The organism is Cupriavidus sp. 05T41 (assembly GCF_056396525.1).
The window spans coordinates 118,239-131,665 of sequence record NZ_JBFTLQ010000012.1; the positions used below are offsets into that span (position 1 = coordinate 118,239).

Here is a 13,427-nt window from a genome sequence, read left to right on the forward strand (position 1 = left end):
CCGCCTGCGCGCTTCAGTTGGCGCCGCGGACGACTTGTCCGTCCTTGCACATCAGGCAGGCCGCCACGATGTCGTCTTCCAGGTTCAGTATGAACTGGCCGTCCTTGTCGATGACGAGCTTGAGGAAGTCGAGCACGTTGCGCGCGTAGAGTGCCGAGGCGTCGGCCGCCACCATGCTGGCAAGGTTGGTATGGCCGATCAGCGTGACGCCGTGGCGCTCCACCACTTCGTCGGCCACGGTGAGCGGGCAGTTGCCGCCCTGCGCCGCGGCCAGGTCGACCACCACCGAGCCCGGCTTCATGGCCTGGACGGTTTCTTCCTTGAGCAGCACCGGTGCCTGGCGGCCCGGGATCAGCGCGGTGGTGATGACGATGTCGGCGGCCTTGGCGCGCTCGTGCACCAGTTCGGCCTGGCGGCGCATCCAGTCCGGCGGCATCGGGCGCGCATAGCCTCCCACGCCCTGGGCGATCTCGCGCTCTTCATCGGTGACGAACGGCACGTCGACGAACTTGGCCCCCAGCGACTCGATCTGTTCCTTGACCGCGGGGCGCACGTCGGAGGCTTCGATCACCGCGCCCAGGCGCTTGGCCGTGGCGATGGCCTGCAGGCCGGCCACGCCGGCGCCGAGGATCAGCACGCGCGCCGCCTTCACGGTGCCGGCGGCGGTCATCAGCATCGGCATGAAGCGCTGGTAATGGTGAGCGGCGACCAGCACGGCCTTGTAGCCGGCGATATTGGCCTGCGAGGACAGCACGTCCATGCTCTGCGCGCGCGTGGTGCGCGGCGCGGCTTCGAGCGCGAAGGCGGTCAGCGTGGCGCGCGCCATGCGTGCGTTGTTGTCGGCATCGAAGGGGTTGAGCATGCCGACCAGCGCGGAGCCGGGCTTCATCAGCGCGAGCTCGGCGTCGTCCGGTGCGCGCACCTTCAGGACGAGCTGCGCGCCCAGCGCCTGGGCCGCGGTGCCGATGGTGGCGCCGACCGCCTCGTAGGCTGAGTCGGGCTGGCTGGCGCGCACGCCAGCTCCCGATTGCACGATAACCTGATGGCCCTGCGCGACGTATTTCTTGACCGTCTCGGGGGTTGCGGCGACACGAGTCTCACCTGCCCGCGTCTCCTGCGGGATGCCGATGTGCATCGTCAATTTCTCCTTTTGCTGGCGTCTTCGAGGCGCTGTCAAAATGATTCTGGCGATGGGGCGCGCGTGCCTTGCGTACGTACGACATGTACGGGATGTACGACATGTACATCCAGTCGGAGCGCCCGACCAGAACCGCTTCGTTTCATTCTGACAATGCCGCTGCTCTGCATTTACGGGCGGACGTCCTGAGCCCTTTGTGTTTTCCCGCGCGCACAGCCGAAGCTGGGCGCAGCGCACAATTTTTTCGCAGCTTACAGGAATCTGACGATCCGTGGTGACCGGCCGTTCGGCTTTTGCGCAACAAGTCCGCATGGCGCATGGCGGCTATCCGGGTGGTGCATGACTGGCCCCCGTCTTTATGTGATCGCTTGGCGTGCCCCCGTTTTCTTGACACCGATTTGAGATGCGCTCCCGTACTGTTCGGGTCGCTGCGCGGCCCGTGCCGCGCCACCGCGCCGATGGCGCTATTCCGATCGACCTCCCTGTTTCCTGCCAAGCAATCCATGACTGTCTTCCGCCTTGCTGCTCCGCGCGCCTGCGCCGTCTTCCTGTCCGGCGCCGCCCTTTTCTGCGGCGTGTCCGGTGCCCATGCCCAGAGCACACCCGACGCCGAAGCCTCGCCGCACACGTTCACGGCCAACGTGACCGTCGCCAGCGAATACCGCTACCGCGGCCTGATGCAGACCAACCGTCGCCCGGCCATCCAGGGCGGCTTCGACTACGCGCATTCGAGCGGCTTCTACCTCGGCAACTGGAACTCGAGCATCAGCTGGCTCAGCGACAGCAACCCGCAGGTCTCGGCACCGATCGAGATGGATTTCTACGGCGGCTTCAAGAACACCGTGACGCTGGCAGGGCTGGAGTGGAACTACGACCTGGGCGTGCTGCAGTACTACTATCCGGGCGACTACCCGAACGGCTTCACGCGCCCCTACACCACGGAGCTATATATCGGCGCTGGTTACGGCCCCGTGTTCCTGAAGTACTCGCAGGCGCTGACCAACCTGTTCGGCTTCGCCAACAGCAAGTACAGCTCCTATATCGACCTCAGCGCCAACGTGCCGCTCAATGTGTGGGACCTGACGCTGAACGCGCACGTGGGCTACCAGGACGTGCGCAATGTCACCGATGCCTCGTACACCGACTGGAGGCTCGGGCTGACCAAGGACCTGGGCAAGGGCTTCGCGCTGGCGCTCGCCTATATCGACACCAACGCCCACCACTCGGTCTACACCAACACGTCCGGGCGCTATATCGGGCGGGCCGCCGCGTTCGCTTCGCTCACCAAGACATTCTGAGCGCGGCCTTTTGATGACTTCTTGATGACGCCGGCGGCAATCATTGCATCAACTTGAGGCCCGCCTGCCTAGCATGGTTCCATCTACAACAGACGACCCGTTTCACACGGGTCCAGCCCATATGCGACAGTCGAGCCTTGCCGTGGCCTTCGTTTCCGTGCCGCGCCGTCCTTCCCGCACGCAGTCCGCCCGCGCCGCATCGGCGCGCACCGAAGCCACGCGCACCGGGCGCGGCGCCGCGCGTCCCGCGCAACCCGTATCCGGCATCGACAACGCCGCGGCGAACGCCGCCGACACCGCATGCGCATGGATCCGCCTGCGCCTGGCAGTGGCCTCGGGCCAGGTCTTCGCGCTGCGCCAGTCGCTGCACGCGGCGATCGGCAAGCTGGCGCGCATCTATGTGGTCGAGGTGGACCACCGCCACGGCGAGACCACCGTGCATGTGGAGGTCGAGCGCGGTGGCCGCGATGCCGCCATGCACGCCATCATGATGGCGCTGCCTGCCGCCGAGTTCGGCGTGACCACTGTGCTGGGGCAAGACCATGCCGCGCACTGAGCAGGAAGCGGGCCGCCTGCGCAAGCCGGGCGGCACCGGGCTGTGGCTGCCGATGGTGACGCCGCTGCAAGGCGGCGAGCTGGACCTGCCCTGCGCGCAGCGCCTGGCCGCGCACTATGTGGCCAGCGGGGTGGACGGTCTCGTCATCCTCGGCACCACGGGGGAGGGCGCACTGCTCTCGCCAGCGGAGCGGCTGATGTTCACCGCCGCGGTGCTCGAAGCAGTCAATGGCGCGCTGCCGGTGATGGCCGGCGTGGGCGGCGTGGATACCCGCGGCGTGTGCGAGCAGGTGCGCCAGCTCGACGCCTTCGACCTGGCCGGCTACCTGGTGCCGCCGCCGTACTACCTGCGCCCGGGCGACGATGGCATTGCCTGGCATTTCGAGCGCGTGGCCGACGCTACCTGGCGGCCGCTGATGCTCTACAACGTACCGCGCCGCACCGGCTGCAGCCTGTCGCCCGCGCTGGTGCGGCGCCTGGCCGCGCATCCGCGCATCGTGGCGGTCAAGGAGTGCGATGCGGCGGGGCTGCGCGCGCTTGCCGGCTGCGAAGCGCTCTCGGTGTTCTGCGGCGAGGACGAGGCCATCCTCGGCCATCTGCTGGGTGGCGGCGACGGCGTGGTGCCGGCCAGCGCGCATATCCGCACCGACCTGTTCGTGCGCCTGGTGCAACTGGCCGCGGACGGCCGGCACGAGGCGGCGCGCGCCCTGTTCGCGCGCCTGGCGCCGCTGATCGCGCTGTTGTTTTCCGAGCCCAATCCCGCGCCGGTCAAGGCCGCGCTCGCCTTGTGCGGACTGGCCGGCGCGGAGGTCAGGCGGCCGCTGATGCCGGCCAGCGCGGCGCTGCGCGAACGGCTCGAGCATGCGATCGACCTGCTGCCTTCCGCGCGAGAAGTGGAGTGCACTTTGCAGCCTGCGTGACGGGCCGGGCGCCGCGGCGAGGCGGACGGCCTGGATGCGCGAAAGTGCGGCAACCGGTAGAATGCCGGATTGCCTAAATTTTGTGCATCATGTCACACGACTGGAAAGCCAGCGTCACCGTCGCCGCGGTCATCGAACGCGGCGGCCGTTTCCTGCTGGTGGAAGAAGAAACCCCCGACGGCCTGCGGCTGAACCAGCCTGCCGGCCACCTCGATCCCGGCGAGAGCCTGGTGCATGCGGTCATCCGCGAGACGCTGGAGGAAACCGCGCACACCTTCGAGCCGCGCGCGCTGCTGGGCTGCTATATGGCGCATTCCGGGTCGGCGGGCAGCACGGCGCGGCCGGGCGGCGACATCACTTATGTGCGCTTTGCCTTCACCGGCGAGCTGGGCGCGCTCGATGCCGGGCGCCAGCTCGACGTCGGCATCGTGCGCACGGTGTGGATGAGCGCGGATGAGATCCGCGCCTGCCCCGAGCGCCATCGCACGCCCTTGGTGCTGGCCTGCATGGAAGACTACCTGGCCGGCAAGCGCTTCGCGCTCGACGCGCTTTTCACCCACCCCTCGGTGACCGCGGCGACGCACGCACCGGCCGGCGGAGCCGCGTCATGAGCGGCAAGCGCGTGGTGGTGGGCATGTCGGGTGGCGTCGACTCCTCGGTGACCGCGTGGCTGCTCAAGCAGCAGGGCTACGAGGTGATCGGCCTGTTCATGAAGAACTGGGAGGACGACGACGACAGCGAATATTGCTCGACCCGGCAGGACTGGCTCGATGTCGTCTCGGTGGCCGACCTGATCGGCGTGGACGTGGAAGCCGTCAACTTCGCCGCCGAGTACAAGGACCGCGTGTTCGCCGATTTCCTGCGCGAATACTCGGCCGGCCGCACGCCCAATCCCGACGTGCTGTGCAACGCTGAGATCAAGTTCAAGGCCTTCCTCGACCACGCCATGTCGCTGGGCGCGGACACCATCGCCACGGGCCACTATGCGCGCGTGCGCCAGGCCGCGAACGGCCGCTTCGAACTGCTCAAGGCCTTCGATCACACCAAGGACCAGAGCTATTTCCTGCACCGCCTGAACCAGGCGCAGCTCTCGCGCACGTTGTTCCCGCTGGGCGAGATGCCCAAGACGCGCGTGCGCGAGATTGCCGCCGAGATCGGCCTGCCCAACGCGAAGAAGAAGGATTCGACCGGCATCTGCTTTATCGGCGAGCGGCCTTTCCGCGATTTCCTCAACCGCTACCTGCCCACCAGCCCCGGCCCGATGAAGACGCCGGACGGCAAGGAAGTCGGCCAGCACATCGGCCTGGCCTTCTATACGCTGGGCCAGCGCAAGGGCATCGGCCTGGGCGGCAGCCGCGAAGGCAGCGGCGACGCCTGGTACGTGGCGCGCAAGGATATGGCGAGCAATACGCTGTATGTGGTGCAGGGCCACGATCATCCGTGGCTGCTGACGCCGGCGCTCGATGCCGCGGACCTGTCGTGGGTGGCCGGCGAGGGCCCGCAGGTGGGCACCGCGCTATCGGCCAAGACACGCTACCGGCAGAGCGATGCGCCGTGCTCGGTGTCGGCGCTGGAGGGAGACGCGCTGCGGCTGGGGTTTGCCGAGGCGCAGTGGGCGGTGACGCCGGGCCAGTCGGCAGTGCTGTACCAGGGCGATGTCTGCCTCGGTGGCGGCATCATCCGGTAGCTGGGCGCGCCGGTCGCCCGGCGCGCTGATGCGCCCGCGTGCCTACGCGCGCGGCGGCTCGGTATCGATGAACGACTGGCGCTTGCCCAGCTTGTCCTGATACACGGCCAGGCGCGGATGACGCTCGCGCCAGGCGATGTCCGGGAAGCGGAAGTCCAGGTACGAGAGCGCGCAGCCAACCGCCACGTCGGCCAGCGAGTAGTGGTTGTCGCAGCACCACGGGCGGTCGGCCAGGCCGTCGGCGATGGCCGCCACCGCCGAGTCGATCTTGCCGAGCTGGCGCTTGACCCAGCGCTCGCTGCGCTGCTCGGGTTCGCGCTGGGTATGCTCCAGGCGCGCCAGCAGGGCGGCGTCGAGCAGGCCGTCGGCCAGCGCTTCCCAGCAGCGTACTTCCACGCGTTCGCGGGCGCCTTGCGGGATCATCCGGCTGACCGGCGTCAGCGTATCGACGTATTCGACGATCACGCGCGAATCGAAGATCGCGCCGCCGTCTTCCATCACCAGGCAAGGCACCTTGCCGAGCGGGTTGAACTGGCCGATGGTGGTGTCGGGCGACCACACGTCCACCTCGACCATCTGGTAATCGATCTTCTTCTCTGCCATCACCACGCGCACCTTGCGCGCGTAGGGACTGGTTTGCGATGCGTACAGCTTCATGGACTCCCCTCGAGCTTGTTATGAAGTGCATCGGCGCCCTCTGGCACGACGGACCGCGCTGGAGGCGTCCGGCCGGCATGCCCGATGCACTTCATAACAGGCTAGCGGATCGGCGAGCGCGAGTATACCCGTGCCCGGTGCCATACATATGATGGCCGCGCACCATCTCCGTGCGGGTGTCGTGGTGCCGATACGCGCCACCGCGCCACCGCCATGCCGGCGGCCACAGAACGGCGGCCGCGATGGTAAAATGCCCGCTTTCCGCCGCGCCGCCGGTCGGCCGGCGCGCCTGATTGGTCTCTTTTGCGGCTTGTCGCGGGTCTTCGCGGCGCGTGCCGGCCATTTTTGCGCCGGTTTGCGCCAGACCACCGTCTTTTCCCTTCCTTCCGGTCTTCCAGCATGTCTTCCTCCTCGCTCTCCCCGCTCACCGCCCTGTCCCCCATCGACGGCCGCTATGCCTCCAAGGCCGATGCGCTGCGCGAGTGGCTTTCGGAAGCGGCCTTCATGCGCAACCGCGTCAAGGTGGAAGTGCACTGGCTGATCGCGCTGTCGCAGGCCGGCCTGCCCGACATGCCGAAGTTCTCGCCGGCATCCGAGGCCGCGCTGCTGGCCCTGGTGGACAACTTCTCCGAAGCGCACGCCGCGCGCATCAAGGAGATCGAGGCCGTCACCAACCACGACGTCAAGGCGGTCGAGTACTGGCTCAAGGAGCAGGTCAAGGGCAATGCCGAGCTGGAAGCCGCGAGCGAGTTCATCCATTTCGCCTGCACCTCGGAAGACATCAACAACACCTCGCACGGCATGATGCTCAAGGGCGCGCGCGATGGCGTGGTGGTGCCGGCGCTGCAGCGCGTGCACGCGCGCCTGGTCGAACTGGCACATGCCAACGCCCGCCAGCCGATGCTGTCGCGCACCCATGGCCAGCCGGCCAGCCCGACCACGCTGGGCAAGGAAATGGCCAATGTGGCCGCTCGCCTGGGCCGTGCCATCGAGCGCATCCAGCGCGTGGAGCTGCTGGGCAAGATGAACGGCGCGGTGGGCAACTACAACGCGCACCTGTCGGCCTATCCGTCGTTCGACTGGGAGGCGTTCTCGAAACAGGTGATCGAAGCGCGCCTGGGCCTGACCTTCAACCCGTACACCATCCAGATCGAGCCGCACGACTACATGGCCGAGCTGTTCGACGCCGTCGCCCGCGCCAACACCATCCTGATCGACCTGAACCGCGACGTCTGGGGCTATATCTCGCTGGGCTACTTCAAGCAGAGGACCAAGGCCGGCGAGATCGGCTCGTCGACCATGCCGCACAAGGTCAACCCGATCGATTTCGAGAACTCGGAAGGCAACCTGGGCCTGGGCAACGCGGTGCTGCGCCACCTGTCGGAAAAACTGCCGCTGTCGCGCTGGCAGCGCGACCTGACCGACTCCACCGTGCTGCGCAACATGGGCGTGGCCCTTGGCTACAGCCTGCTGGCCTACGAGGCCTGCCTGCGCGGCCTGGGCAAGCTGGAAACCAACCCGGAGCGCCTGAACGAAGACCTCGACAATTGCTGGGAAGTGCTGGCCGAGCCGGTGCAGACCGTGATGCGCCGCTTCGGCGTGCCCAATCCGTATGAGCAGCTCAAGGAGCTCACGCGCGGCAAGGGCATTTCGCGCGAGGCGCTGCAGACCTTCATCGGCGGCCTGGCGATTCCCGAGGACGCCAGGAAGCTGCTGCTGGAGATGACGCCGGCCAGCTACATCGGGCGCGCCGTGAGCCTTGCCGAAGGCATTTCGGCCGCCTGATCTCGCGCGCTGTCCGGCCCGCCGGCCGGCACCGGGACAACAAAAGAAGCCACCCTGCGGGGTGGTTTTTTCGTCTGGCGACCGCCGCGGCGAAATGTCACTTCAAATGGTTTGAATGATTCCATGAATTTCGGACCGCTCGGCCTCATGCGTACGGCACAATAATGCGAGAATCCAGAGGCTGATGGTCATCTGCATGCCGTCGCCTTTTTGCATGCGCCGATAAAACGCTCGACACAAACGCTCCACACAAACGCGCCATACGAACGCGCCATACGAACGCGCCATACGAACGCCCGTGACGGGCAGGGGTTTTACATGCATTCTCAAATCAAGACCGGCGCCCGCGCCGGGGCCTCACCACAGTTGTCCGCATCCGCCTACGGGGCAACCGCGATCGGTCTGCACTGGATCATCGCCTTGCTGATCTTCGCCGCCTTCGGGCTTGGCCTGTACATGACCAGCATTCCGGGGCTGTCGATGCTCAAGCTCAAGCTGTTCTCGTGGCACAAGTGGCTGGGCGTGACGGTGTTCGCCATCGCCGTGCTGCGCGTGCTGTGGCGCGCCACCCACCGGGCGCCGGCGCCCGCCGCGGGTACCCCCGCCTGGCAGGCCGCCGCGGCGCACGGCGCGCATATGCTGCTGTACGTGCTGATCGTGGTGGTGCCCATCACCGGCTACCTGTACAGCTGCGCGGCCGGCGTGCCGGTGGTCTACCTGGGTGTCCTGCCGCTGCCGTCGCTGATCGAGCCGAACGACGCACTCAAGGAAATCCTCAAGCAGGCCCATATCTGGCTGAACTACCTGATGGCAGCCATCGTCGTGATCCACGCGGCCGCGGCGATCAAGCACCAGTTCATCGAACGCGACGGCACGCTGGCGCGCATGCTGCCGTTCCTGAAGTAAAGCGGCGCGCAACGTAGCAACGCAGCAACCCGAAACACCATCTGAAAAACTGACCGAGGGCATTGCCCTCCTAGCGACAGGAGTCTTTGATGAAACGCATTCCCCGCCCGAGCGCGCTCCTGATGGCCGCCACCCTGGCTGTCGCCGGCATCGGCGCCAATCTCGCCTGGGCCCAGGTCGATGCCGCCAAGAGCACGGTGACCGCGACCGCCCGCCAGATCGGCGTGCCGATGGAAGGCAAGTTCAAGAAATTCGATGCGACGGTGACCTTCGATCCCGCGCAGCTGGCTGCCTCCTCGGCCAAGATCGAGATCGACGTGTCGAGCTTCGAGATCGGCGACGCCGAAACCACCAAGGAGGTCAAGGGCGCAGACTGGTTCAACGCGGCCAAATTCCCCAAGGCGGTGTTCCAGTCGACCAGCATCAAGACCGGCGCCGCCGGCAAGTACGAGGTGGCGGGCAAGCTCACCATCAAGGGCAAGACCCTGGACGTGGTGGTGCCGGCGAGCTATCGCCAGGACGGCGGCGGCCAGGTGTTCGACGGTGTGCTGCCGATCAAGCGTACCGTGTTCAATATCGGCGACGGCGAATGGAAGGATACTTCCGTTGTCGCCGACGATGTCCAGATCAAGTTCCATATCGTGACGGCGGCCAGGAAGTAAGCGCTTCGCGCTTGCCTTCGCTGCTATCGCTTTGCTGTTCATCCCCAACTTTTTGCCGGGAGCTCTCATGAAACTGCGTACCATCCTCGCCGCCGCCGCGGCCATTTCCGCCAGCGCCGCCTTCGGCGTGGCTTCGGCCAACACGGTGACCTACAACCTGGATCCCACCCACACCTACCCGAGCTTCGAAGCCGACCACCTGGGCGGCCTGTCCGTCTGGCGCGGCAAGTTCGAAAAGTCCAGCGGCACCGTGACGCTGGATCGCGCGGCCAAGACCGGCTCGCTCGACGTCAAGATCGATCCGGCTTCGGTCGACTTCGGCAACGCCAAGCTGAACCAGCACGTGAAGGGCCCGGACATGTTCAACGTCGAGGCCTTCCCGGAAGCCACCTACAAGGGCAAGTTCTCCAAGTTCAACGGCGACGTCCCGACCGAAGTCGACGGCGTGCTGACGCTGCACGGCGTGTCCAAGCCGGTCAAGCTGGAAATCCGTGAATTCAAGTGCATCCAGCACCCGATGCTCAAGCGCGAAGCCTGCGGCGCCGACGCCGTCGGCACCATCAACCGCGCCGACTTCGGCATCGACTATGGCGTGAAGATGGGCTTCAAGCCCGACGTCAAGCTGGCCATCCAGGTCGAAGGCGTGAAGGCGGAATAAGCGCGCGCTCACGCCCGGGACATGGTCCCGGCGCGCAGCACGAGAGAGGCCGGGGAGCGATCCCCGGCCTTTTTCGTTTGCCGGCCGGTGCGTGCCAGGTTATGTTGTCCGCACCTGATGCCCACAGTACAATGATTCGACAGGAATCAGTTACAGTCTCATCCAGTCAACAATCTCAGCCACTTCCTCGCTCACAGTTACCAGGGTGTAGTCGCGTGCGTGCCTGCCAGTCGAGGACGCCAATGCCCGCAACCGATTACCGACATGTATCCCAGCAGTACCCCTTGATGCCGGCCTAGCGTAGCGATCGTAGCGATCCCCTTGCCCTACGAGCTGTACCCGGCCAGTCGACAAGGACTGGACGGCCGGCAGCGTTTCTCGGATTTCTCTGGCGCAATACCGTGTACTCCCAAACGCAAATCGATCCGGTGGTCAGTTTCCGCAACTCGCAGGGCGAGCAGGTGCGGGGCACAATTATCAATCTCCAGAGAAAAGCTCTGGTGATGGAAATCTACAATCCATACTCGATCGTCCAGGTCAGCGAGGTGCTGAGCGAGCTGAGTGTGCGCATGGGAAGCAAGAACGCCTACCTGGGCAAGGCGGTGGTGATGAGCCTGGTGAATACCGGCCTCACCGCGGTGGTGTCGCTGACGCTCATCGACGAGTGGCGCGAGCTGAGCGACCTGCCCAACGAGCCCAAGTCGGTGGGGCGGGAAGCCGAACTGTTCATCAACGACTGGGACGCGCGCTTCAACATCCGGCGCGACTACCAGATCGTGGTCAACGAAATGCGCGCCTTCCTCTCCGAAGTCTCGCGCTGGGTCGAGCAGGTGGACCTGACCGAGAACCTGCCGAAGGTCGACGGGCGGCTGCGCGAGGACGTGTTCTACGAGCTGGCCACGCCGATCATGCTCAAGACCAAGACCTACCTGGACCGGCTCGAGGGCGAGGCCGAACAGGTCGACGCGGAGATCGCGCCGGTGCACCGCACTTACGCGCAGTCTGCGCTGCACCCGCTGCTGCTGCGCGCGCCGTTCGTCTACCGCACCTTCACCAAGCCGCTCGGCTATGCCGGCGACTACGAGATGGTGAACCAGATCCTGAGCGATCCGCAGCAGGGCCCGACCACCTACTTCCAGATCGTCAATACGGCCTTCCTCAAGGCCGCCGTGGCGACCGCCCACCGCAACCGCATCGACCTGCTGGTCGATTTCCTCTCGCGCCAGGCCGATGCCGCGCGCGCGGCCGGGCGGCCGTTCCGCGTGCTCAACGTGGGCTGCGGCCCGGCCTTCGAGATCCAGCGCTTCGCGCGCGAGTATGCGCAGCCCGAGATGCTGTCGTTCCAGCTGGTCGATTTCAGCGAAGAGACCCTGGCCTACACCAAGGCCTCGATCGAGCGCTCGGCCGGCGAGGCAGGGCACAAGGTGTCGGTGGAGATGGTGCACCAGTCGGTGCACGAACTGCTCAAGCGCAAGATTTCGCCGGACGACGCCAGCCTGCGCGAGTTCGATGCGGTGTACTGCGCGGGCCTGTTCGACTACCTGTCGGACAAGGTCTGCGCCCGCTTGCTCAGCTACTTCGCCGCGCGCACGCGCCCCGGCGGGCAGTTGCTGGTGACCAACGTCCACTCGGCCAATCCAGAGAAATTCGGCATGGAACACCTGCTTGAGTGGTACCTGATCTACCGCGACGAGGCGAGGATGAGTATGCTGCTGCCCGAGCAATCCCGTGCACACAAGCTCTACGTCGACCAGACCGGCGTCAACGTGTTCGCGGAAGCGAACATTCTCTGAAACACCGTTCTGAAAACCGAGCAGCCTGCCCAGACATGAGCACGAATCAACTTTATGCGGGTTACCAGACAGAGCTGGCGGACTTCCGCCTCGCCTTCAGCCGTGGCGGGGCCTATACCGCCATCGTGCTGGTGCTGCTCGGCGTGGGACTGGACTACGGCCAGTACCCGCAATTGCAGGCACCGTTCGCGGTGGCGCGGGTGCTGGTGTCGCTGCTGATCGCCGGCATCGTGATGATGCTGTACAGCTCGGCGGGCCGCCGCTTCGCGCCGTGGCTGACCTTGTCCTGGCTGCTGCTGCCGCAGATCATGATCTCGTGGATGATCTGGCACACCGACGGCGTGGAGTCGCCATACTACGTGGGCCTGAACCTGGCCATCTTCGCGTCCGGCATCGCGCTGCCGTTCGGCCTGTGGCAGAACCTGGTGTTCGGGCTGCTCTCCTACCTGTTCTACCTGCTGGCCTGCCTGTTCCATCCCGGCGGGGTCGAGCCGGCCGGCACCTTCATCGTCAATTCGCTGTTCCTGCTGTTCGCCGCCGCGGCCAGTGCGGTCTACACCTTCTTCAACGAGCGCGCGCGCTTCATGCTGTTCCGCCTCAAGGCCGAGGTTGCGGAAAAAAACGGCGAGCTCGAGGTGATCAACCGCAAGCTGGTCGACATCAAGGGCCAGATGCTGCAGCAGGAAAAGATGGCCGCCATCGGTACGCTGGCCGCAGGCCTGCTGCACGAGGTCAACAACCCGGTGAACTTCTGCCTGATGGCGATCGAGGTCGCGATGGAGGAGCCGGTGGCCAAGAACGAGCCGATGCTGCAGGAGTGCCTGGTCGACGCCAAGCAGGGCATGCAGCGTATCCAGCATATCGTGTCGGACCTGAAGACCTTCGCTTATCGCAAGCCGGGCGCCGAGGCCGAGGGCACGCCGTTCCTGTTCGAAAAGGCGCTCGATTCCTCGATCCGGCTCACCGCGCATGAACTGCGCGGCGTGGCCGTCACGCGCGAGCTGCCGGCCGACACGCTGGTGCTGGGCGACGAGGCCGCCGTGATCGGCGTGCTGATCAACCTGTTTTCAAACGCTGCGCTAGCGATGCGCAAGGCCGGCACGCAAAGCCCGGCGATCCACACCACGGTGAAGTGGGTCGAGCGCCGCCTGCACGTGACCGTGAAGGACAACGGACCGGGCATCGCCGCCGAACACCTGGCGCGCGTGTTCGAGCCGTTCTTCACCACGCGCGAAGTGGGTCAGGGCCTTGGCCTTGGCCTGTCCATCAGCTATGCGGTGGTCGAACGCCACGGCGGGGTCCTGTTCGCCGAGAGCGAACTGGGCAAGTGGGCCTCGTTCAGCTTCGACCTGCCGCGCGCCGACTGAG

Annotated in this window: 13 protein-coding genes; 11 read left to right on the forward strand and 2 right to left on the reverse strand. The window is 66.0% G+C overall.

Annotation, left to right across the window (positions count from 1 at the left end; translation table 11 throughout):
- Positions 1 to 13: 13 nt before the first annotated feature.
- Positions 14 to 1,135, reverse strand: coding sequence for a Re/Si-specific NAD(P)(+) transhydrogenase subunit alpha (locus AC1DKV_RS10300; protein ID WP_441618401.1), 1,122 nt, complete (start codon positions 1,133 to 1,135; stop codon positions 14 to 16).
- Between the two features lie 506 nt (positions 1,136 to 1,641).
- On the opposite strand from AC1DKV_RS10300, the gene AC1DKV_RS10305 reads away from it, so the two are divergent.
- From AC1DKV_RS10305 to mnmA, 5 genes are all read left to right on the forward strand, one after another.
- On the forward strand, positions 1,642 to 2,436 hold the full coding sequence (locus AC1DKV_RS10305; RefSeq protein ID WP_441618403.1) for a TorF family putative porin: 795 nt from the start codon (positions 1,642 to 1,644) through the stop codon (positions 2,434 to 2,436).
- A gap of 142 nt (positions 2,437 to 2,578) precedes the next feature.
- The gene (locus AC1DKV_RS10310) at positions 2,579 to 2,992 is read left to right on the forward strand and encodes a hypothetical protein (protein WP_441618405.1); all 414 of its coding nucleotides are present in this window, start codon (positions 2,579 to 2,581) and stop codon (positions 2,990 to 2,992) included.
- The gene (dapA, locus tag AC1DKV_RS10315) at positions 2,979 to 3,911 is read left to right on the forward strand and encodes a 4-hydroxy-tetrahydrodipicolinate synthase (RefSeq protein WP_441618407.1); all 933 of its coding nucleotides are present in this window, start codon (positions 2,979 to 2,981) and stop codon (positions 3,909 to 3,911) included. The genes AC1DKV_RS10310 and dapA overlap by 14 nt, the downstream gene beginning before the upstream one ends.
- Before the next feature lie 89 nt (positions 3,912 to 4,000).
- Positions 4,001 to 4,522, forward strand: coding sequence for an NUDIX hydrolase (locus AC1DKV_RS10320; protein WP_441618409.1), 522 nt, complete (start codon positions 4,001 to 4,003; stop codon positions 4,520 to 4,522).
- Complete coding sequence (mnmA, locus tag AC1DKV_RS10325; protein WP_441618411.1) at positions 4,519 to 5,598, forward strand: tRNA 2-thiouridine(34) synthase MnmA; 1,080 nt, start codon at positions 4,519 to 4,521, stop codon at positions 5,596 to 5,598. The genes AC1DKV_RS10320 and mnmA overlap by 4 nt, the downstream gene beginning before the upstream one ends.
- Before the next feature lie 42 nt (positions 5,599 to 5,640).
- Here mnmA and AC1DKV_RS10330 read toward each other — a convergent pair whose 3' ends face one another.
- The gene (locus tag AC1DKV_RS10330) at positions 5,641 to 6,255 is read right to left on the reverse strand and encodes a glutathione S-transferase family protein (protein WP_441618413.1); all 615 of its coding nucleotides are present in this window, start codon (positions 6,253 to 6,255) and stop codon (positions 5,641 to 5,643) included.
- Between the two features lie 399 nt (positions 6,256 to 6,654).
- On the opposite strand from AC1DKV_RS10330, the gene purB reads away from it, so the two are divergent.
- From purB to AC1DKV_RS10360, 6 genes are all read left to right on the forward strand, one after another.
- On the forward strand, positions 6,655 to 8,040 hold the full coding sequence (purB, locus tag AC1DKV_RS10335; RefSeq protein WP_441618415.1) for an adenylosuccinate lyase: 1,386 nt from the start codon (positions 6,655 to 6,657) through the stop codon (positions 8,038 to 8,040).
- Between the two features lie 318 nt (positions 8,041 to 8,358).
- Complete coding sequence (locus AC1DKV_RS10340; RefSeq protein ID WP_441618417.1) at positions 8,359 to 8,946, forward strand: cytochrome b; 588 nt, start codon at positions 8,359 to 8,361, stop codon at positions 8,944 to 8,946.
- Positions 8,947 to 9,035: 89 nt separating this feature from the next.
- Positions 9,036 to 9,608, forward strand: a complete 573-nt coding sequence (locus AC1DKV_RS10345; protein ID WP_441618419.1) for a YceI family protein — start codon at positions 9,036 to 9,038, stop codon at positions 9,606 to 9,608.
- A 67-nt stretch (positions 9,609 to 9,675) separates the two neighbouring features.
- Positions 9,676 to 10,266 (forward strand): YceI family protein, encoded by a 591-nt coding sequence (locus AC1DKV_RS10350; protein WP_441618421.1) that lies wholly within the window; start codon positions 9,676 to 9,678, stop codon positions 10,264 to 10,266.
- 401 nt (positions 10,267 to 10,667) lie between these two features.
- On the forward strand, positions 10,668 to 12,059 hold the full coding sequence (locus tag AC1DKV_RS10355; RefSeq protein ID WP_441618423.1) for a class I SAM-dependent methyltransferase: 1,392 nt from the start codon (positions 10,668 to 10,670) through the stop codon (positions 12,057 to 12,059).
- 35 nt (positions 12,060 to 12,094) lie between these two features.
- Positions 12,095 to 13,426, forward strand: a complete 1,332-nt coding sequence (locus AC1DKV_RS10360) for a sensor histidine kinase (RefSeq protein WP_441618426.1) — start codon at positions 12,095 to 12,097, stop codon at positions 13,424 to 13,426.
- The last annotated feature ends 1 nt before the right edge of the window (position 13,427 follow it).